Origin of the sequence: Paenibacillus sp. VCA1, assembly GCF_031583795.1 — a bacterium.
In the GTDB taxonomy this organism is placed as follows: Bacteria; Bacillota; Bacilli; order Paenibacillales; family Paenibacillaceae; genus Paenibacillus_AQ; species Paenibacillus_AQ albilobatus.
Window position 1 is genome coordinate 1 of record NZ_JAVLSX010000014.1, and the last position, 18,997, is coordinate 18,997.

General features: G+C 48.9%; 10 protein-coding genes, 11 tRNA genes and 1 rRNA gene. All 22 read left to right on the forward strand.

What is annotated here, in order from left to right; translation table 11 throughout:
- Positions 1–9 precede the first annotated feature (9 nt).
- The 22 genes from rrf to RJP21_RS25630 all read left to right on the forward strand — a co-directional run bounded on the left by rrf (position 10) and on the right by RJP21_RS25630 (position 18,461).
- Positions 10–126: ribosomal RNA gene (rrf, locus tag RJP21_RS25525) — 5S ribosomal RNA — on the forward strand.
- A gap of 7 nt (positions 127–133) precedes the next feature.
- Positions 134–209, forward strand: a tRNA-Asn gene (locus RJP21_RS25530).
- Positions 210–212: 3 nt separating this feature from the next.
- A tRNA-Thr gene (locus tag RJP21_RS25535) sits at positions 213–288 on the forward strand.
- Positions 289–303: 15 nt separating this feature from the next.
- Positions 304–378 (forward strand) — tRNA-Glu (locus RJP21_RS25540).
- Between the two features lie 28 nt (positions 379–406).
- Positions 407–482, forward strand: a tRNA-Val gene (locus tag RJP21_RS25545).
- A gap of 50 nt (positions 483–532) precedes the next feature.
- Positions 533–607 (forward strand) — tRNA-Gln (locus RJP21_RS25550).
- A gap of 10 nt (positions 608–617) precedes the next feature.
- Positions 618–690 (forward strand) — tRNA-Lys (locus tag RJP21_RS25555).
- Between the two features lie 1,287 nt (positions 691–1,977).
- Positions 1,978–2,061: transfer RNA gene (locus tag RJP21_RS25560), tRNA-Leu, on the forward strand.
- Between the two features lie 7 nt (positions 2,062–2,068).
- Positions 2,069–2,143, forward strand: a tRNA-Gly gene (locus tag RJP21_RS25565).
- 6 nt (positions 2,144–2,149) lie between these two features.
- Positions 2,150–2,226: transfer RNA gene (locus RJP21_RS25570), tRNA-Arg, on the forward strand.
- Between the two features lie 14 nt (positions 2,227–2,240).
- Positions 2,241–2,314, forward strand: a tRNA-Pro gene (locus RJP21_RS25575).
- Positions 2,315–2,336: 22 nt separating this feature from the next.
- Positions 2,337–2,410, forward strand: a tRNA-Gly gene (locus tag RJP21_RS25580).
- Between the two features lie 642 nt (positions 2,411–3,052).
- Complete coding sequence (ppc, locus tag RJP21_RS25585; RefSeq protein ID WP_310861800.1) at positions 3,053–5,848, forward strand: phosphoenolpyruvate carboxylase; 2,796 nt, start codon at positions 3,053–3,055, stop codon at positions 5,846–5,848.
- 218 nt (positions 5,849–6,066) lie between these two features.
- The gene (sigW, locus tag RJP21_RS25590; protein ID WP_160044600.1) at positions 6,067–6,633 is read left to right on the forward strand and encodes an RNA polymerase sigma factor SigW; all 567 of its coding nucleotides are present in this window, start codon (positions 6,067–6,069) and stop codon (positions 6,631–6,633) included.
- A 120-nt stretch (positions 6,634–6,753) separates the two neighbouring features.
- Positions 6,754–7,368: a zf-HC2 domain-containing protein gene (locus tag RJP21_RS25595; RefSeq protein ID WP_310861801.1), complete on the forward strand. Its 615-nt coding sequence runs from the start codon at positions 6,754–6,756 to the stop codon at positions 7,366–7,368.
- Positions 7,369–7,572: 204 nt separating this feature from the next.
- Positions 7,573–8,403: a diadenylate cyclase CdaA gene (gene cdaA, locus RJP21_RS25600; RefSeq protein ID WP_310861802.1), complete on the forward strand. Its 831-nt coding sequence runs from the start codon at positions 7,573–7,575 to the stop codon at positions 8,401–8,403.
- Complete coding sequence (locus tag RJP21_RS25605; protein WP_310861803.1) at positions 8,396–9,799, forward strand: CdaR family protein; 1,404 nt, start codon at positions 8,396–8,398, stop codon at positions 9,797–9,799. Before cdaA ends, RJP21_RS25605 begins: the two co-directional genes overlap by 8 nt.
- 165 nt (positions 9,800–9,964) lie before the next feature.
- Entirely contained in the window at positions 9,965–11,305 is a 1,341-nt protein-coding gene (gene glmM, locus RJP21_RS25610; RefSeq protein WP_310861804.1) for a phosphoglucosamine mutase, read from the forward strand.
- A gap of 646 nt (positions 11,306–11,951) precedes the next feature.
- On the forward strand, positions 11,952–13,784 hold the full coding sequence (gene glmS, locus RJP21_RS25615) for a glutamine--fructose-6-phosphate transaminase (isomerizing) (protein ID WP_310861805.1): 1,833 nt from the start codon (positions 11,952–11,954) through the stop codon (positions 13,782–13,784).
- A gap of 657 nt (positions 13,785–14,441) precedes the next feature.
- Positions 14,442–14,969: a sigma-70 family RNA polymerase sigma factor gene (locus RJP21_RS25620; RefSeq protein WP_310861806.1), complete on the forward strand. Its 528-nt coding sequence runs from the start codon at positions 14,442–14,444 to the stop codon at positions 14,967–14,969.
- Positions 14,966–17,362: a DUF4179 domain-containing protein gene (locus tag RJP21_RS25625; RefSeq protein WP_310861807.1), complete on the forward strand. Its 2,397-nt coding sequence runs from the start codon at positions 14,966–14,968 to the stop codon at positions 17,360–17,362. Before RJP21_RS25620 ends, RJP21_RS25625 begins: the two co-directional genes overlap by 4 nt.
- Positions 17,363–17,417: 55 nt before the next feature.
- On the forward strand, positions 17,418–18,461 hold the full coding sequence (locus RJP21_RS25630) for a hypothetical protein (protein ID WP_310861808.1): 1,044 nt from the start codon (positions 17,418–17,420) through the stop codon (positions 18,459–18,461).
- The last annotated feature ends 536 nt before the right edge of the window (positions 18,462–18,997 follow it).

An 18,997-nucleotide genomic window follows, 5' to 3' on the forward strand; every position in this document is an offset into this window, starting at 1 on the left:
CTTGAATCGTTTGGTGGCGATGGCGGAGGGGTTCCACGCGTACCCATCCCGAACACGACCGTTAAGCCCTCCAGCGCCGATGGTACTTGGACCGAAGGGTCCTGGGAGAGTAGGACGCCGCCAAGCGGTATATTCCCTGATAGCTCAGTCGGTAGAGCACTCGACTGTTAATCGAGTTGTCACAGGTTCGAGTCCTGTTCGGGGAGCCATTTGCTCTCATAGCTCAGTAGGTAGAGTGCATCCATGGTAAGGATGAGGTCACCGGTTCGATCCCGGTTGAGAGCTCCATATTCTTTTTTAAGTGGCCCGTTGGTCAAGGGGTTAAGACACCTCCCTTTCACGGAGGTAACAGGGGTTCGAATCCCCTACGGGTCACCACTTTATTTTGTGCATTACATAGTCCCATGGAGGCTTAGCTCAGCTGGGAGAGCATCTGCCTTACAAGCAGAGGGTCGGGGGTTCGATCCCCTCAGCCTCCACCATTGATACTCATAAATATTTGTAAGCTGGACAAGCTATACATATTATTCAATGGGGATTAGCCAAGCGGTAAGGCAACGGACTTTGACTCCGTCATGCATAGGTTCGAATCCTATATCCCCAGCCATTTTCCTCGAGAGCCATTAGCTCAGTTGGTAGAGCACCTGACTTTTAATCAGGGTGTCGAAGGTTCGAGTCCTTCATGGCTCACTCTTTATATAGTACTTCTTGAAGCTATCTATACGAATGGATGGTTTTTTTATTTTTTGTCCCCGTTTTGTTCATGTCATGCATGAGCAAAACGGGGCTTTTTGTTTAATAGTTCGTGCAGTTAATAGTTCGTGCAGCTGTTGCTTTGTACTCGAATGAAAGAGGTGGAGACTTATGGGATTCAAACCAAGTTCAGTCTGAGTAAGCTCCTGTTGCTCATAAAAAAAGCCCCTTAGCCATGTTCGCCATCCCGATACAAGCTAACGCCATGAGAATAAACTTCAGCAAGCTAACGTCGAATGTCCCTTGGTCAACGAATTTATAAGCCTACATATTCGTAGACGGGCGATCCACGGCCTTTCTTTTGCGTATAATCGCTTTTTTTGAAACAAGGAGACTTCCAATACTTCTTGAATCAAATCGGCCGTATAAACGGCTGTAGCGGCTTCCGCGGACCTGGTGTCCCAGTAAATGATGCGGAGGAAGCATCACCGTTAAGTTAGCCCCGTAGCGGCTTTAATCGCCCAATGGGAGGGCCAAGCTTACCGAACGACGTTTTACTCCTGTATGGCGTATTTGGGTTAAAATTGGCCATTTTAACGTTTAGGATATAGGTAGCCACTTCGATACTTCTGCCGATCAATTCCAATGGATCCCAATGGACTGACATCCATCCCATCGTATTAAGCGGAGAAAATTAGGTTAAAGTCAAAGTCCTTGATCGGAGTAAGAAATAGCAGGGGGTGGGAAGCCCAATTTTCCGTCCGTGAGTTTTTATAAAATAGAGTTCATTTGGACCATGGACGTCCATGTTCAATGCCAAACTTTTTCGGATACATTGCGGACACTGCCTTTTCCGTCCAGTAAGAAAACAAAAAATGGTCGTTCGTTGGCCGAATGCTGCCGGCGCTTAGGATAACCTCCTAAGATGAACCAATTATAAACGGTCAGTTGTCGGCAGAAATTCAAGAACATGATCCGAAGAGGTATGTTTGGCTGTAAATTAAGCAGGAAGTCGAATCTGAACAGTAGTAGGGGAGAATGAGGGGGGAAACGATTAACGCTTATCATTTGAAAGCATTGCCTTCACGAGGGGCATCTGCAAGTTATTGTGTTGTTAAAATGGGCAATAAATAAGATGAATAATTTTTTTTTACTAAAAAGCTTGACTCTTGGTGTTTATCTATGGTAAGATCATTCTTGTCGCTAACGAGATGAGTTTTCTAAGAAATAAACGAATCATGTTAGAATGGACTGAACTGTCAGGCGATAAACCTGCGGTGACATGCGCGTGTGGCGGAATTGGCAGACGCACTAGACTTAGGATCTAGCGTCTTTGACGTGGGGGTTCAAGTCCCTCCACGCGCACCAAGAATATGCGGACGTGGCTCAGCGGTAGAGCATCGCCTTGCCAAGGCGAGGGTCGCGGGTTCGATTCCCGTCGTCCGCTCCAAAATATGCGCCCTTAGCTCAGCTGGATAGAGCGTTTGACTACGAATCAAAAGGTCAGGAGTTCGAATCTCTTAGGGCGCGCCACTTTATCTGAATATCGGGATGTAGCTCAGCTTGGTAGAGCACCTGGTTTGGGACCAGGGGGTCGCATGTTCGAATCGTGTCATCCCGATATTTTATTTCATTCCGTACATGCGGGTGTAGTTCAATGGTAGAACTCCAGCCTTCCAAGCTGGTAGCGTGGGTTCGATTCCCATCACCCGCTCCATATAAATTTCAAAATAAACAACGCCGAGGGCGTTTTTTTTGTTATATGGAAGCCAACGGGGAAGGTAACTCAGGCGCGTGGGGACGACCGTCCGTGCATGCTCCTTTAGGTGAACCCGAACAGGACGCGCGTCAACATCTACCTCTATAGCGAGCCGAAGGCTCGCATTTTCAATCGGGATGTTGAGTATTCCCATCACCCGCTCCATCCTACCTCTATGGCGCTCGGATGTTTCTTACGTCGCCGTCCATTCCCGCTCTTTTCTTCGAATAAACGCTGCTTTTGGGTTATTGTTTCAAATTCGATGAATTTGGGTACATCATTACATGCTTATAGAGTTAGCAGTTGTTGCTGCCCTATCAGGAATATTTTGGATGTCATAAAAGCTAACTGAATAAAAAATCAAAAAGCGGAATGGTTACTTACAATGCTCCAAACGGGACCTCATATTATTCAATCATAAAAGCTCGGAATCTACAATCAGTCACTGTATATAAATGCAGGAAGGCTTTAAAGAATTTACATAATAAATTTTTGCTTTATCGCAGAAAAGTGCAGATTTTCGATGTATTTTGTTGTATGATGTTTAGAAAGCATAGCAAAGAGATAGCAATACAAACGGGATGGAATGGGAGGAGTAGCATGACTGAACTTACGGTAACCGCAAACAAAAGCAATTCGAACAACCTACTGCGGCGTGATGTACGTTTCTTGGGAAACATACTCGGCGAAGTGCTTGTCCATCAGGGCGGCAACGAGCTTCTGGATATTGTTGAGAAGATTCGCGAGACCAGCAAGTCATTACGCTCTGTGTTTTTGCCTGAATTGTACGAAGATTTCAAACAAATCATCAAAACGCTCGAACCGGACATCCGTCATCAGGTTATTCGAGCCTTTGCGATCTATTTCCAATTGGTTAACATTGCGGAGCAAAATCATCGAATCCGGCGCAAGCGCGATTATGAACGTTCGGCAGGGGAGACAGTGCAGCCCGGTTCCATTGAAAGCGCGGTTCAGGATCTGAAAGACCGGCAGTTCACGTACGAGGAAGTACAGGAGATCATTGAAAGCCTTTCGCTTGAACTGGTGATGACCGCCCATCCTACGGAAGCGATGCGCAGAGCCATTCTCGATATTCATAAACGGATTTCGGAGGATGTCATGCTGCTGGATAATCCGACTCTTACCTTCCGTGAACGGGAACAGCTCCGTGAAAAGCTGCTGAACGAAGTCATCACGCTTTGGCAAACGGATGAGCTTAGAGCCGGCAAACCGACGGTTTTGGACGAAGTCAGAAACGGGATGTATTATTTCCACGAAACGTTGTTCCATGTGCTGCCTGAAGTGTATCAGGAGCTGGAACGCTGCCTGAACAAATACTACCCGGGCCATAACTGGCATGTACCTACGTACCTGCGTTTCGGCTCCTGGATCGGCGGCGACCGCGACGGAAATCCTTCCGTAACGGCCGAGATTACGTGGGAGACCTTGCGCTTGCAGCGTAAGCTGGCCATTCGCGAGTATCAGCGGATTTTGAGCGAGTACATGCAGTATTTGAGCTTCAGCACTTCGATCGTCGATGTGTCGGGCGAGCTCCTGAAGTCGATTGCCGATGACCGCGAGCAAGTCGAAATCACGAGACGAACCGTTTGGCACAACGAAAAAGAGCCTTATCGGATCAAGCTCGTTTATATGATGGAGAAAATCAGCAACGTGCTGGATGACAGCAAAAAGGAAACTCCGCAGGCATACGGTACCCCGCTTGATTTTATCGAGGATTTGAAAATCATCGACCGCAGCTTGCGTTTCCACTACGCAGACTACGTTGCAGATACGTATATTCAAAAACTGATACGTCAGGTTGAGCTGTTTGGTTTCCACACGGCCGCGCTGGACATCCGCCAGCACAGCCAAGAGCATGAAAATGCGATGAAGGAAATTTTGGCTCAAATTAATGTAACGCCCGACTATTCCAAACTTTCCGAAGAGGAAAAAATAAAGCTTTTGGCCCAGCTGCTCAGCGAGCCGAGACCGATTACCTCGAACTATCATCAATACAGCGCAAGCACGAAGGAATGCCTCGACGTATTCCGCACGGTTTACAAAGCCCAGCAAGAATACGGCAAGCAGTGCATTACAAGCTACCTGATCAGCATGGCCGAGGGAGCCAGCGATATTATGGAAGTGATGGTGTTTGCGAAAGAGGTCGGATTGTTCCGCGTAAACGGCGACGGCACCGTGCACTGCACGCTGCAGGCCGTACCGCTGTTTGAAACGATCGAGGATCTGCATGCGGCGCCGGAAATTATGAAGCGGTTGTTTAATTTGCCGATCTACCGTCAAAGCATCGCGGCAAGAAACGATTTGCAGGAGATCATGCTTGGTTATTCCGACAGCAATAAGGACGGAGGAGCCGTCACTGCGAACTATGAGCTGCGCGTAGCTTTGAAGGAACTTACGGCGGTTGCCAATGAGGCGGGAATCAAGCTGAAGTTCTTCCATGGGCGCGGAGGTGCGCTGGGTCGCGGCGGTATGCCGCTGAACCGGTCCATTTTGGCGCAACCGGCATCCACGATCGGCGGCGGCATCAAAATTACGGAGCAGGGCGAGGTCATTTCATCCCGCTACTCCCTGAAAGGCATTGCCTACCGCAGTTTGGAGCAGGCGACTTCGGCTTTGATCACCGCGGCGATCAACAACCGTTCTCCCCAGGAAGACGACGAGCGCGAAGCCTTCTGGGACAACATCGTCAGGGAGATGTCGGAAGTCTCCCGCAAAAAGTACCAGGATCTCATTTTCCGCGATCCGGACTTCCTGAAGTTCTTTAAGGAATCCACGCCGCTTCCGGAAGTGGGCGAGCTCAATATCGGATCACGTCCTTCCAAGCGGAAAAACAGCGACCGATTCGAGGATTTGCGCGCGATCCCTTGGGTATTCTCCTGGACGCAAAGCCGCTTCCTCCTGCCGGCGTGGTATGCCGCGGGTACGGGGCTGCAAAGCTTTTATCAAAACAAGGAAGAGAATCTGAAAATCATGCAGGAAATGTACGGGAAATTCTCGTTCTTTACTTCCCTGATCGATTCTCTTCAAATGGCCATCGCGAAAGCGGACATGATCATCGCCCATGAGTACGCGAACATGTCCAAAAACGAAGAGGCCCGCCAACGGATCTTCAAGTTGATTGAAGAAGAATTCAAGCTGACTTCGGACCTGATTCTGAAAATCACCGGACAAAAGGAAATTTTGGATAACGTTCCAGTCATCCAGGAATCCATCCGCCTGCGCAATCCGTACGTCGACCCGCTCAGTTATCTTCAAGTGCAGCTGCTGAGCGAGCTTCGCGGTCTCCGCGAAAAGGACGAGGATGATGCCGAGCTGCTCCGCGAGGTGCTTCTCACGATCAACGGCATTGCGGCCGGTCTCCGAAATACGGGCTGATTGAACGCCGAATGAGGCCTCCAGGCTCATTTGTCGCCACTGATTCATGGAAAGCCGGGATTCAATTCGTTGAACCTCGGCTTTCCTTTTTTTGTTGGGCAAAAACCTCTTTGTACATCTTTACAAAGTTGTCTTGCATTTTGCATGGAGTTGAATTACGATTTGATTGATGTGAAAAAAAGCTCGTTACCCATCAGCAAGTCTGGGGGAATTCATTGGTGGATAATATAGAAAATAGGTTAACCAAGCTGGCCCTAAAAGGGGATCAGCGCGCTTTTGCCGAAATTGTGGAGCTTTACAAGGATAAAATATACCATTTGGCCTATAGGATGCTGAACAACCGCCATGAGGCGGAGGACATTGTTCAGGAGACCTTCTTGCGCGTATACAGAAACCTGGACCGATATGACCAGAACCAGAAATTTTCGACCTGGATTTACCGGATCGCAACCAATTTGTGCATTGACCGTTTGCGGAAGAAAAAACCGACGTACTCCCTTGATGCAGAAATGAACGATCAGGAGGGCATGGACGGTTATTCGATGATCCCAAGCGATAACCGCACGCCGGAAAGCGAAGCCCTTTTGTCCGAAACGCAGCAGATCATTTATCAGGCGATCGACTCGCTGCCGGCCAAATATAAGTCGGTCATGATCCTTCGATATTTGCAGGATTTGTCCTTGCAGGAGATCAGCGACGTGCTCGGGATGCCCGTAACGACCATTAAAACGAGGGTGCATCGGGGCCGGGAATTCCTCCGCAAAAAACTGGAGCCCAAAATGTGATTTTTATTTTTTTGTTGAAACATTATAAACGGCACTGCGTATTACAAGTTAAACATGTCTTATGCCTTCCAGCAGAGGAAGGGTTTGAATACATCTACTTGAACGAAAGGATTGGCTCATATGGAATGCAACTTGGCCGTCTCTTTAATGCATGACTATCTAGATGACGACTTGCCCAAGGAACAGCAGATGGAGCTGAAGGCCCATTTGCTGTCCTGCCCTGCCTGTCGGATGCAGTTTAAAGAGCTGGAGCAGACGGATATGCTGATGTTTTCCTTGTCCCATCACGCCCCGTCTGCGCCTCTTGAGCTGACCCAGCGGATTATGAGCGCTTTGCCTCAGGAAAAGAAGCAGCAGCCTTGGCTGGGATGGATTCGAAGACATCCTGCCATTACGGCGGCGGCGGTCTTTCTGATCGTGATGTTCATTAGTTCCGTCAGCTTTTGGGACCAGGACACCCAGCTGGTGGTCAAGGGCAATGATCTGGATCAGGTTGTGATTGAAGGGGATACGGTAACCGTCCCTGAAGGAAAAAGCATTGCAGGTAATTTGACGGTGGAAAACGGAAAAACGAAAATCTACGGTGAAGTAAAAGGAAATTTGACGGTCATTGACGGATCTTTATACCAAGCTTCTACGGCGCATATTTCCGGAAAGGTCAAAAATATTGACCAGGCTTTGGATTGGCTGTGGTATAAAATTACAAATGCGTTTTCCGATGTCGCCTACCGTTAAAAACCTTGCTGGAACTGAACATTTGACGGCGCCTCTTTCTAGAAAGAAGGCGCCTTTTTGTTGGAATCCGCGGCAAGTTTATCCAATATGTCGCCTGCGCCGCTTGCAACATGCAGATGATCGTTATAACCTAGAAGATATAGGGGAAATTATATTACATAGAGACCCAATTTTACATTCAAGGGGTAGTACGGGGGCCTAAGTATGAATTATTTTTCGGATCTGACGTGGAAAGAATCCATTAAAGATGTTATAGATATCGCAATCGTAACCTACATCATTTACCAGGTCATTCTACTCGTTAGAGGTACCAGGGCCGTTCAGTTGTTGAAGGGGATCCTGGTACTCGTGATTATATGGGCTTTAAGCACATGGTTCGATCTGTATACGTTGCGATGGCTGATGAATCAAATATTTAATTTCGGCATCTTCGCGATCTTTATCATTTTCCAACCGGAGCTGCGCAGAGCGCTCGAACAGCTCGGCCGGGGCAAGATATTCGGCCGTTCTTCGGCGGAAGACGAGGAGCTTAACAAGCTGATCGGTGAAGTCATTAAAGCCGTAAATTATTTAGCCCGTAGAAAAATAGGCGCGTTAATCGTTTTTGAGCGGCAGACGGGACTTAACGAATATACCGAATCGGGTATTCCGATGCAGTCCATGGTCAGCTCGCAGCTGCTCATCAACATATTTATCCCGAATACGCCCCTTCATGACGGAGCCGTCATTGTGCAAAACAATCAGATTGCAGCAGCCGCGTGTTACCTTCCGCTATCGGAGAATCCTTTTATCAGCAAGGAGCTGGGTACCCGGCACCGGGCGGCGATCGGAATCAGCGAGGTCGGGGACGCAGTTTCGATCGTCGTTTCCGAGGAAACGGGCCAAATTTCGCTTGCGATCAATGGACAAGTCGTACGCGACATTAAAGAGGAGTCCCTGATTTCGAAGCTGTACGAGGAGCTCCGTCCGAATTCAACCCCTAAAGATAAACGTCCGCTGTTCTGGCGCCGGAAGGGGACTGATAAACATGAATAAATGGATCAACAACAACAATTTTGCCAAAGTGTTGGCTCTTGCGGTCAGTGTGCTGCTGTGGAGCATGGTTCATTGGAACAACGACACCCCGACGCCCACTGCGAAAATCGATACAAGAATCATTGAAAACGTCAAAGTTCAGCCTTTTGGACTGGACGAGAAAAAATACATTTTGAGCGCGATGGATACGGATCGGGTTCGAATCGAAATCAAAGGAAAAAAGATGGATTTATTATCCGCCTTTTCGGATGAGTACAAGATCAAACTGGACTTGACGCATGCAAAAGTCGGGACCAGCACGCTGCCTCTAAGCGTAGATCTTCCGAAAGGACTGGAGCTTGTTAACATTCAGCCGGCCTCGGTGACCGTCAATATCGAGGAAAGAAACACGGCGACGTTCCCGGTTACGATCGTGACCAAAGGCACGCCTGCGGAAGGGTATATCCTCGGCAAAATTACGCCGCAGCCGGCAACGGTCAAAGTAACCCTGCCGGAAAGCGAGCTGCGTGAAGTTGCGAAGGTGCAGGGCACCATCTCGATCGATGGCGAGGACAGCACGATGAAAGAGAAGCGGGTGAAGCTCGCCGCATACGACAAGCAGGGAAAGGAAATTGAAGGTGCCGTGCTTGAACCGTCGTCGGTTACTGCGGAGATCGTGATCTCGCCACCGTATAAAGAGGTACCGATCGAATTGCAGTACACCGGCAAGCTCCCGGATGGACTGGTGATCTCCAAAGCCCAGCCTAGCGTAACCAAGGTAAAGCTGTACGGTCCGCAGGATGAACTGTCAGGAGTAAAGTCCTACAGCAATATCAGTGTGGATTTAAGCCAAATTACGGGAGCCGGAACTATAGTACTTCCTGTGGACTTGACGCCGCCTCCCGGTTTTGAGAAAATCGAGCCTAGCTCCCTGCAGGTGGAAATTACGACGGTTTCCCATTCGCAGCGAGTGATAGACGCTATCCCGATCACCATCAAAAAAGATAATCAAAGCGGACTTACAGCGGATATTATAAACCCGTCCAGCAAAACGATGTCGCTGGCGCTGACCGGCGCTCCGGGCCTGCTGAACAGTTTGACCAAAGACGACATCCAGCTCATCGCGAGCATCGACGGTCTAAGCCCCGGCGTTCACGACGTAACGCTGCAGGTCATTCTCCCGCGGTATATTTCCCGTGCGGATCCGGGAACTCCCCTGACCGCAACGGTTGAGATTAAAGACGAATCGACGCCTACCATTACTCATCCGAATTCCGGAGGAGACGACAAAGGCCAGGAGAACAATACCGGAAAGCCGACAAACACCGAAACCGGGGGAACCGGAACGCAAGATTCCTCCACGGAACAGCAGAACGGCAGCACCAATGAAACGGGAGAAACCGATAACAATCCATGATAAGCGAAATGAACTAAAGAATAGATTTGGATCAGAAACCGCGTGATGGATCGGGATGGGAGAGAAACAGGTTTTTGTACAGCCAATGAAATGCGACTTTCTAGAATGATTGAATTGGATTTATAATTTTGCACAAGAAGCGTAAATTCGAAAAGGAGAAGGAATATGGGGAAATATTTTGGAACTGACGGCGTACGCGGTGTCGCAAACAAAGAACTTACAGCTGAAATGGCATACAGTATCGGCCGCTGCGGCGGATATGTGCTGACGGGAGACGTAGAAAAACCGACGGTTGTCATCGGCATGGATACACGCGTATCCGGCGTTATGCTCGAATCTGCCCTTGTGGCGGGATTGCTTTCGATCGGTGCGCATGTCGTGCGCCTGGGCGTCGTGACCACGCCAGCAGTCGCCTATATTACGAGACTGCTCAAAGCCGATGCGGGCGTTATGATTTCCGCTTCGCATAACCCGGTGCAGGACAACGGCATTAAATTTTTTGGCGGCGACGGCTTTAAGCTTTCCGATGAAACGGAGCTGAAAATCGAAGCGTTGATGGATGCCGAAACCGACGAGCTGCCGCGTCCGATCGGAAAAGACCTCGGCAATGTCATTGTCGACAATGAATCGAAATATCAATATTTGGAATATTTGAAATCCACGATCAGCCATAGCTTCAACGGCATGAAAATCGTCCTGGACTGCGCGAACGGAGCGGCTTATGAACTGGCGCCGAAGCTGTTTGAAGATTTGGGGGCCGAAGTCATTAAACTCGGCGCGGAGCCAAACGGATTGAACATTAATGATCATTGCGGCTCGACGCATCCGGAACAGCTTAGGGAGAAGGTCCTTGAGACCAAAGCCGATCTCGGGCTCGCCTTTGACGGGGATGCGGACCGTCTTATCGCCATCGATAACGACGGCGAGGAAGTCGACGGCGACTTTATTTTGTGCATTTGCGGCGATGCTTTGAACAAACAAGGCAAGCTGAACAAGGGCACGATCGTGTCGACGGTTATGAGCAACATCGGATTCTACAAAGCAACCGAGAAGCTGGGGCTGAATACGGCGAAGACAGCCGTCGGCGACCGTTACGTCATGGAAGAGATGCGCAAAGGCGGATATAACCTGGGCGGCGAGCAGTCCGGCCACGTTATTTTCCTCGACTATAATACGACTGGAGATGGCATCCTAACGGCAATACAGCTTGTGGACATCGTTGCTAGTTCGGGCAAAAAGCTGAGCGAGCTTAGAACGATGATGCGCAAATATCCGCAGGTTCTCGTCAACGTTCGCGTGGAGGACAAGAGCAAATATGAAGGCAACGCCGCGATTGAAGCCGCCATTAAGGATGTAGAGGGCATCCTCGGCGATAACGGCCGCGTGCTGGTGCGTCCTTCGGGCACGGAATCCTTGATCCGGGTCATGGCGGAAGGTCCGGATAAGGACCAACTGGATCAATACGTGAACCAAATCGTCGATGTCGTGAAGCGGGAGCTCGTGTAAGACCTCGGGTTTATTTTTGCAGTAAAATGCAGGAACTTTCATCATAGGCCGGTGAAACTAAAGTTCAGGTTTCATCGGCTTTCGTGTAAGGCAGTCAGGGGAGAGGGTTCTCGGTATGGGTTCATTGCGGGTTTGCAAAAATGTACCGGCATGAATATAATAAAACTACGTTTGTCGAATGTTTCAAATGACAGGCGGTTTTTAAAAAATTTGTCATTCCGAAATAGAAAGCGAGGATCGTGAGGTTTTTTCATAAAGCGCCAGAACTTGGGCTTTGTACGGAGAAAGAATTCAGCCATTGCATTGGCGGATTCGCGAAGCGCCAAGTTGACGAGGTGAAGGTGTTCGAATGATTCGGCGGGGACCTTCCGGTGATTCACCAAAGCCGTTAAACCGAAAACGGAAAATGAATGGGCGACCGTTCACACAACGCTTCCGGTGGGTGAAAGAAAACTAATCATATTTTTTCATGAGTGTGCGGGCATTGATCCAATAAGCGGCAGCAGCCAGAGTGTACATTCGTGAAAACTGTACTTTGTAAACTTCATACGAACATTGTTTTCCGTACATTTTGGCATTGCCGCACGGTTTGTTCCCGTATGCTCTCTAAACCCAATTTGGAGAAGTGAACGGAGGAAAATATATTATGTGTGGTATTGTCGGATATATTGGTCAAAAAGATACGCAGGAAGTATTGCTCGAGGGATTGAAAAAGCTGGAGTACCGCGGTTACGATTCCGCAGGCATTGCCGTATTTACGGATAAGGGATTGCAAATTGCCAAAGCGAAGGGCCGGATTGCGAACCTGGAGTCGAAGCTGGAGGAAACGCCGCTGGTGGGAAGCGCAGGGATCGGACATACGCGCTGGGCAACCCATGGCAAACCGTCGGACGTGAACTCCCATCCTCATACGGACAACAGCCATAAGTTTTCGGTCGTTCATAACGGGATTGTCGAAAACTATTTGGAGCTGAAGGATGAGCTGATCGCGGAAGGGCATCATTTCGTGTCCGAAACCGATACGGAAGTCATCTCGCATCTGATTGCCCGTGAGTACGAAGGGGATATCGTCAAAGCGGTGCAAAAAGCAATTTCCCATATGCGCGGAGCGTTTGCGCTGGGCGTGCTGACCGAATACGAGCCGGATAAACTCGTTGCCGTACGTCAGGCAAGCCCGCTTATCATCGGGATCGGGAAAGGCGAAAACTTTATCGGTTCGGATATTCCGGCGATTCTTCAATATACGCGCGACGTGTATATTTTGAACGACGGGGAGATGGCCGTTCTGACGAAAGACTCTGTCGAATTGATGACGATCGAAGGGAATTTTATTTCTCGGGAAATGATTCATGTCGACTGGGATGCGGTCACTGCAGAAAAAGGCGGCTTTGATCACTTTATGCTTAAAGAGATTCATGAGCAGCCGCAAGCCTATCGCGACACGATGCGCGGACGGATCGACGAATCCGGCAAAAAGGTCGTTTTGCCTGAGCTGAAGCTGACGCCGGAGCAAATCAAGGGCATCAGCAAAATCCAAATCGTGGCCTGCGGCACGGCATACCATGCGGGCCTTGTTGGACGCCATGCGATTGAATCGCTGGTACGGATTCCGGTTGAAACCGATGTGGCTTCCGAATACCGTTATCGTTCCCCGATCGTCACCAAGGATACGCTGGTCATTGTGGTCAGCCAATCGGGTGAAACGGCGGATACGCTGGCGGCTCTGCGCGAAGCACAGTCCCACGGAGCACATGTGCTTGCCATTACGAACGTGGTCGGCAGCTCCATCGCCCGCGATGCGGACGACGTTATCGTGACGTTGGCCGGTCCGGAAATTGCGGTTGCTTCGACAAAAGCTTATACTTCCCAATTGATCGCTTTCTACTTGTTCGCATTGTACCTGGCAGAGGTGCGCGGCACGAAAACGCCGGAAGAGGTTGCACACATTATCGCCGCTATGCAGGCGCTGCCTGAGCAGCTGGAAAGCATGCTGGAAAAACCGGATGCGATCAAAGCCTATGCAGAACAGATCTCCAAGCATGAGCACTTATTCTTTATTGGACGGGGTCTGGATTATGCGGTTGTGCAGGAAGGCTCTTTGAAGCTGAAAGAGATCTCCTACATCCATTCCGAAGCGTATGCAGCCGGCGAATTGAAACACGGCACGCTGGCTTTGATCGAAGAAGGCATTCCGGTCATTGCTTTGGCAACCCAGGAAGACGTCCTTGAAAAAACGGTCAGCAACATCAAAGAAGTGAGCGCACGCGGCGCCGACATCATGGCGATTACGCATGAAGAGCATGTCGCAAGCCTGCTTAAGTCCGTAAACCAAGCTTTTGCCATCCCTAAAACATTGCCGCTGCTGACGCCAGCCCTGTCGGTCGTTCCGCTGCAGCTGCTGTCCTACTACGCATCCCTCGCGAGAGGAAACGACGTAGATAAGCCGCGGAATTTGGCGAAAAGCGTGACGGTGGAATAAGGATTCAAGACCAAACGACATTGATGAATGCGTTAAATTTAGTATGTAACTGAAAAATTAACATTGTAACTGATAAAAGAAGTATGCAACTGAATAATATTGATTGTAACTTCTTAGCCAACATACAAATGAGCTCAGATTAGTCTGAGCTCATTTGTTGTTTATTCAAGGAAATCCCGTACATTTTTTTTTGATGGACGTTTTTATACTTTTGTGCAAACAACGGGCCAATTGGACGAAAGTGATTTTTTTCGTACGGCAGGTAACATTCCTCCTAATATGATTTTCGATACGGATCCGATCATGGAGCCTTTTCGTCATAGCGCTCTCTTCTATGAAACGAGAAAAGACGGTTCCGCTACCACTACGGCAGTCTATAAAGGCGACCAATAGGGCGGTGGCTCAATTAACGCTGAAATTAAGGTGTACTCGGACATCATTCAAGCACTTCCCAATGACCAATAGAAGTTTTTAATCGTAAACCAGGCAGAGTCCAAAAGGGCTCTGCCTATTTCATTTTCCACGGATTCATCACCGCAGTTAACATCATAAAAGCGAGTATGAAGTATGGGATAAAATTATTTTGATAAAAAACAAAGCCAAAATTTCATTCCCACACTCTATATAAGTAAGAGGGAAGGGAGATAACGATGCCACATGGATATACATAAGCTCGTCAAAAAAGCGCAAAAGGGCAATGAGAAGGCATTTCTTGAGCTGTTCCAGCAGCATGAGGAAGCGATATACCGGATCGCCTACACATATCTGAAAAACAAAGAAGATGCGCTTGATGTGGTTCAAGAGACGGCATACCGCTCTTTTAAATCCATCGCGGGCTTGCGCGAAGCAAACTACTTCAAGACATGGCTCATCAGAATAGCGATCAACCAATCCATTTCAATCCTGAAGCAAAGGAAAAAGGTCATCCCGCTGCCGCCGGAATATACCGAGCAGCAGGCTGATAGTTCTTGTGAGGAGGATATTCCCCTCTCGGTCACGCTGCAGGAGCTGCTGGACGAATTGGATACTCAGGAGAAAAGCGTCATCTTGCTCAAATATTATCAGGGGTACACATTTCAAGTGATTTCGGACATGCTTGAGATCCCTCTTGGCTCAACGAAATCGATTCTATATCGGGGGTTAAACAAACTGCGGAAAAGTCTGAAAAGGGGTGAAATCTCGTGAGCCAAGACAATCGGATTAAACAAGAGATCGAGAAGATTGAAATTCCAAAGGAACTGCATGAGCGCAGCCTATTGGGGGTTCGGGAGGCCAAACGGGAGCTTTCGGTGAAAAGCAGGGTCGTGAAAGCTATCAAAGTCGCAGGCATCACTGCCGCGGGCCTTGTGCTGGCCATTGCTTTGGGAACGGCTGCATCTCCAACGTTCGCAGATTACGTGAAATCGTGGTTTTCGCTCCATCATACGGACGAAGGGCTTAAACAAGCGGCGGATGAGGGATTTGCGGAGCAAATCAACAAGGAGGTAACGGATCATGGAATCACATTCAAGGTAAAAGAGGCGATTCATGATGCGTTCCGCATTTCGATTTTGTACGGCATTGAGCGGAATGGCAAGCCCATGGACCCGGCCCGGCTGTTCGATTCGTTCATTCCAAACGGACCTGACGATAACCCATACGTCAATCGGTATGAAGTCGTCGACGAGCAGGGGAATGTGCTTCCTCTGAGCCTTCAGCAAATGCGGGTGGAACAGAACCAAATATTGTTCATGTCCCTTGACGATCTTCTGAAAGGCCGGGAGCTGCAGTCGATGTCCGATCTGCCGGACCGGATCACCGTGCGCTTCGACATCAATCAGATCGGCAGTACCTATGGGAAATGGCATCTGGAGGTACCCGTCGATTTGACGAAGGCAAAGGCCTCGACGACTTTGATTCCCATTAACAAGCGGTATATATCGCCGATGGGCTTCAGCGTGGACTTTAAGCAGCTCCGTCATGGGCCAAGCAAGTCGGAAGTCGTGCTGCAAGTCAATGAAACGCAAGACTGGAGGAAAGGGAAGAAAAGCGATCCGATGCTCCGGTATGAGGTGAAGAACCGCCAAGGCAGCATTATCGCTGCATTTGACGGCATGAAACGTCCGGACCTGGGCCTCGGAGACTTTAATTTGATAAAGAAGTACTGGAGCGGCCAAGGGGAGCGGGGGCATATGACATACGCACATCCATTCTTGCCTTTCAAAGACAAGCAGGATTTGACGTTAAATCTGACTTCCGTTTACTGGTTGGAACGGCTGCCTGAGGATGTGTTCGTGAAGCTTCAGCCGGAGGCGCTGGCAGAACATCCGCTGGTGAAGGAGGTGAATGGGAAGAGCATTACGTTCAAAGCGCGGGCGAAGACGGATAAAGCGCCTGAGCCGCTCCAGGATGGCCGCAACGTTTTTGAAGGAGAAGGTTGGATACTGGAAGCGGATCAACAGCTTGGTTCCGATGTCATCGATATTGAGTGGCATATTAAGGATGCGCAGGGTCAAGAGATCCAGGTGCCATCAGAAGTGCTTTTGGAACAAGACGCAGAAGGAAATTACCAAAATCGCAAATTGTTCTTTTTTGCGGAATCTGTGCGGATGCCTGAAAATCTGACGTTTTTCACGGATACTTGGACGAAAAAGGCCCCGATCGATTGGAGCATTCCGCTGGTGCCGTCATCAGAGCCGCTCCTGCCGGTTCATCAAGAACCGGTATATGAGATGACCGTAGAAGATTTGAAACCCGGCATTGTGGCCAAGGCGGAGCAAGCATTGCACGAGCTGGTTCCGGATAAACGATCTCAGCTTTTTGGCGTCACCGATTATTCCGACCGTTGGTTCCTGTACGCCAAGGACAACAGCGGCAGCATCGTTATCGTGGACAAAAAAACGGCTGAACCGATCATTGTCCAGCGCGTGGTTCCATTCAGCGAGTTGGATCAGAATCTCCGTCAGACCGTAGAGGATACGCTGAGTCAGATGAAACCCGAGCAACCGATCGTGTTCAAGGAAGCCATACGGGACCGGTCGCAGAAGCGGAATCGCTGGTTGTTCAGCTCTGAGCAGGCGGGGATTACGATGGATGCCGAGACAGGCAAGGTGGAGGAAGCATTCATACGTTATGCGCCGGGGCATTTTGAGGAGCAAGCTAAGGCAGCCGCGGAGCAGGCTTACCAAGTATTTTCGCAGGGCAAGCCACTACAGTTCACCGGAATGACGCAGAAAATGACACCTAAGGAACATGTCTGGGAGCTGGAACGGGAGATGAATCCTTACGTAAAGATTGGCGTACGAACAAACCGGGTATGGTCGGTGGAACAGAGCTATAAAAATGATGATCCCGGAGATGAGGCTGCTGCCCGGAAGAAGTATGCCGTACCGCTCTACACGAAGGAACAGGCTATAACGAAGGTAGGAGCAATGGTCCAAGCGATATTCGGACTCCGCCTGGAAGGATACGAGATGAGCGTGAAGCTGAACGAGTACACCTTTACGAAAAAGGACTCCATGACGATGAAAGGCACCGTCAACGCCAAGGGCGATTTCTGGAAGCTGGAGCTGATCCCAAGCGAAGGAATTCAAGATTAATCATATGAGCATATCAAACATGCGTAAACCATTTTAATTAGGAGGCAATTATAATATGAACATCAAAAAAATCCTCACGTTTACACTGGCATGCAGCATCCTCGCTGCAACCCCGATCATGGCCGCACCTTTGGACGGAAACCCGGGAGGGGCGGAAACCATTCAATATGCCGATTTGGACCCCAAATTGACGGAAGCGGCAGAAAAGGCAATTAAACAATATGCTAACGGAAAAGCCTTCAAGCTGGAGGAAGCTTTTAAAGACGATTATTATGAGGGCAAAACCCAAAAAGAGAGCTGGATCGTTCAATCTAAAGACCGGAACGTTGTCGTCTCGCTGGATGCTGTTTCAGGCAAGGTGCTGACCGTATCGCTTACGTACACCATTCCGGAAGTCACCGGCGATTACGCCAATTACATGAAGGCGGCGCAGGCGGCTGCCAAGCAGCTGTATCCGAAAACGGAGCTTGCCTTTACCAAGGCTCATTATTTTAAGAGCAATAAAGCAGAGCTGCAGGAAACCATGATGACCTTCGTAGCGGAAGATGGTCAGTTTATCGCTATAGATACCAATACGTTGAAACCGGCGAGGTATACTTTGAAATTTAAAGCGGCCGACGTGGACCGCAAAATCGTTGCAGAGGCTGAAAAAGCCGTGAAGAGCATGGGCGTTCAGGTCCAGCCATTTACGGTAATTGAACGCAAAAAACCGTACGAAACTGGGGCGGATGAGTGGGTGTTGACTCGGAAAGTGGAGGTCAAAGGCGATTTCCCGAAAAAAAGAGCCGTGATACAAGAGGATAATCGGGCTTTTGTTGTTGACGCCATTGCCATAGTCGAAGGGAGAACAGGCAAGCTTATTTCCGTCACGATCGAACGGGCGAGTGATAACCAGAAACTGAAGAAGCTTACGGAGAAGGAAGGCATAATACTTGCCAAACCTGTCGCGAAGCAGCTGTTCGGCGTGGATCTCTCTTCCTATACTTTAAAGGTCGACAAAGATTGGGGAGACTACGTGTTCACCAGCAAAGGCAAAGAATCCATCATTGTCAAATTCGACAGCTACGGCAATCTTGTACGTATGGAACGCAAAAAATAATATAGAGATCATAGGAATATGAATTAGGTTAGAGTCTAGATAAGTTGAACTAAAGAAAGAGATAAGGAACAGGCAAGACGGTCCAAATTCTCTAAAGAAGATCCATTTTAGAAAATTGAACCTGGGAGAAATGAATATCTTATGAAGCTGAAAGTTTATTGAAAAAAAAGCTGCCCCGGAAGCATGTATTACGTTCGCCCAGGTATCTCTAACGAAACTGCAGAGCGCTATTGCCTCAAAAACAAGAGCAAATGAAATCCAACGAAACTATAGATCGTTATTTGGGATAAAATCAGGCTTGCTGGTACTTATTTAGCTTAATAGCGATACCCTGTTTCGTTAACATTTCAAAACGCCCTTTTTGTTGCAAATAGCGATGTCACGTTTCGTTAGATATGAACCAGCAGGCTGCCATCATTTGCATTGGCAGCCTGCTTATGTTTACCTCAATATGGAACCCCCATCCACAACAATCGTTTGGCCGGTGGAGTAATGCTCCCGCATCAAATACAGAAACGCTTTAATATCAAAAGAAA

Coding starts and splice junctions, on each gene's coding strand:
- RJP21_RS25605 (WP_310861803.1), top strand. CDS start 8,396: ATGAATAAATGGATCAACAACAACAATTTTGCCAAAGTGTTGGCTCTT.
- cdaA (WP_310861802.1), top strand. CDS start 7,573: ATGAATTATTTTTCGGATCTGACGTGGAAAGAATCCATTAAAGATGTT.
- RJP21_RS25620 (WP_310861806.1), top strand. CDS start 14,442: ATGGATATACATAAGCTCGTCAAAAAAGCGCAAAAGGGCAATGAGAAG.
- RJP21_RS25630 (WP_310861808.1), top strand. CDS start 17,418: ATGAACATCAAAAAAATCCTCACGTTTACACTGGCATGCAGCATCCTC.
- RJP21_RS25595 (WP_310861801.1), top strand. CDS start 6,754: ATGGAATGCAACTTGGCCGTCTCTTTAATGCATGACTATCTAGATGAC.
- glmM (WP_310861804.1), top strand. CDS start 9,965: ATGGGGAAATATTTTGGAACTGACGGCGTACGCGGTGTCGCAAACAAA.
- glmS (WP_310861805.1), top strand. CDS start 11,952: ATGTGTGGTATTGTCGGATATATTGGTCAAAAAGATACGCAGGAAGTA.
- ppc (WP_310861800.1), top strand. CDS start 3,053: ATGACTGAACTTACGGTAACCGCAAACAAAAGCAATTCGAACAACCTA.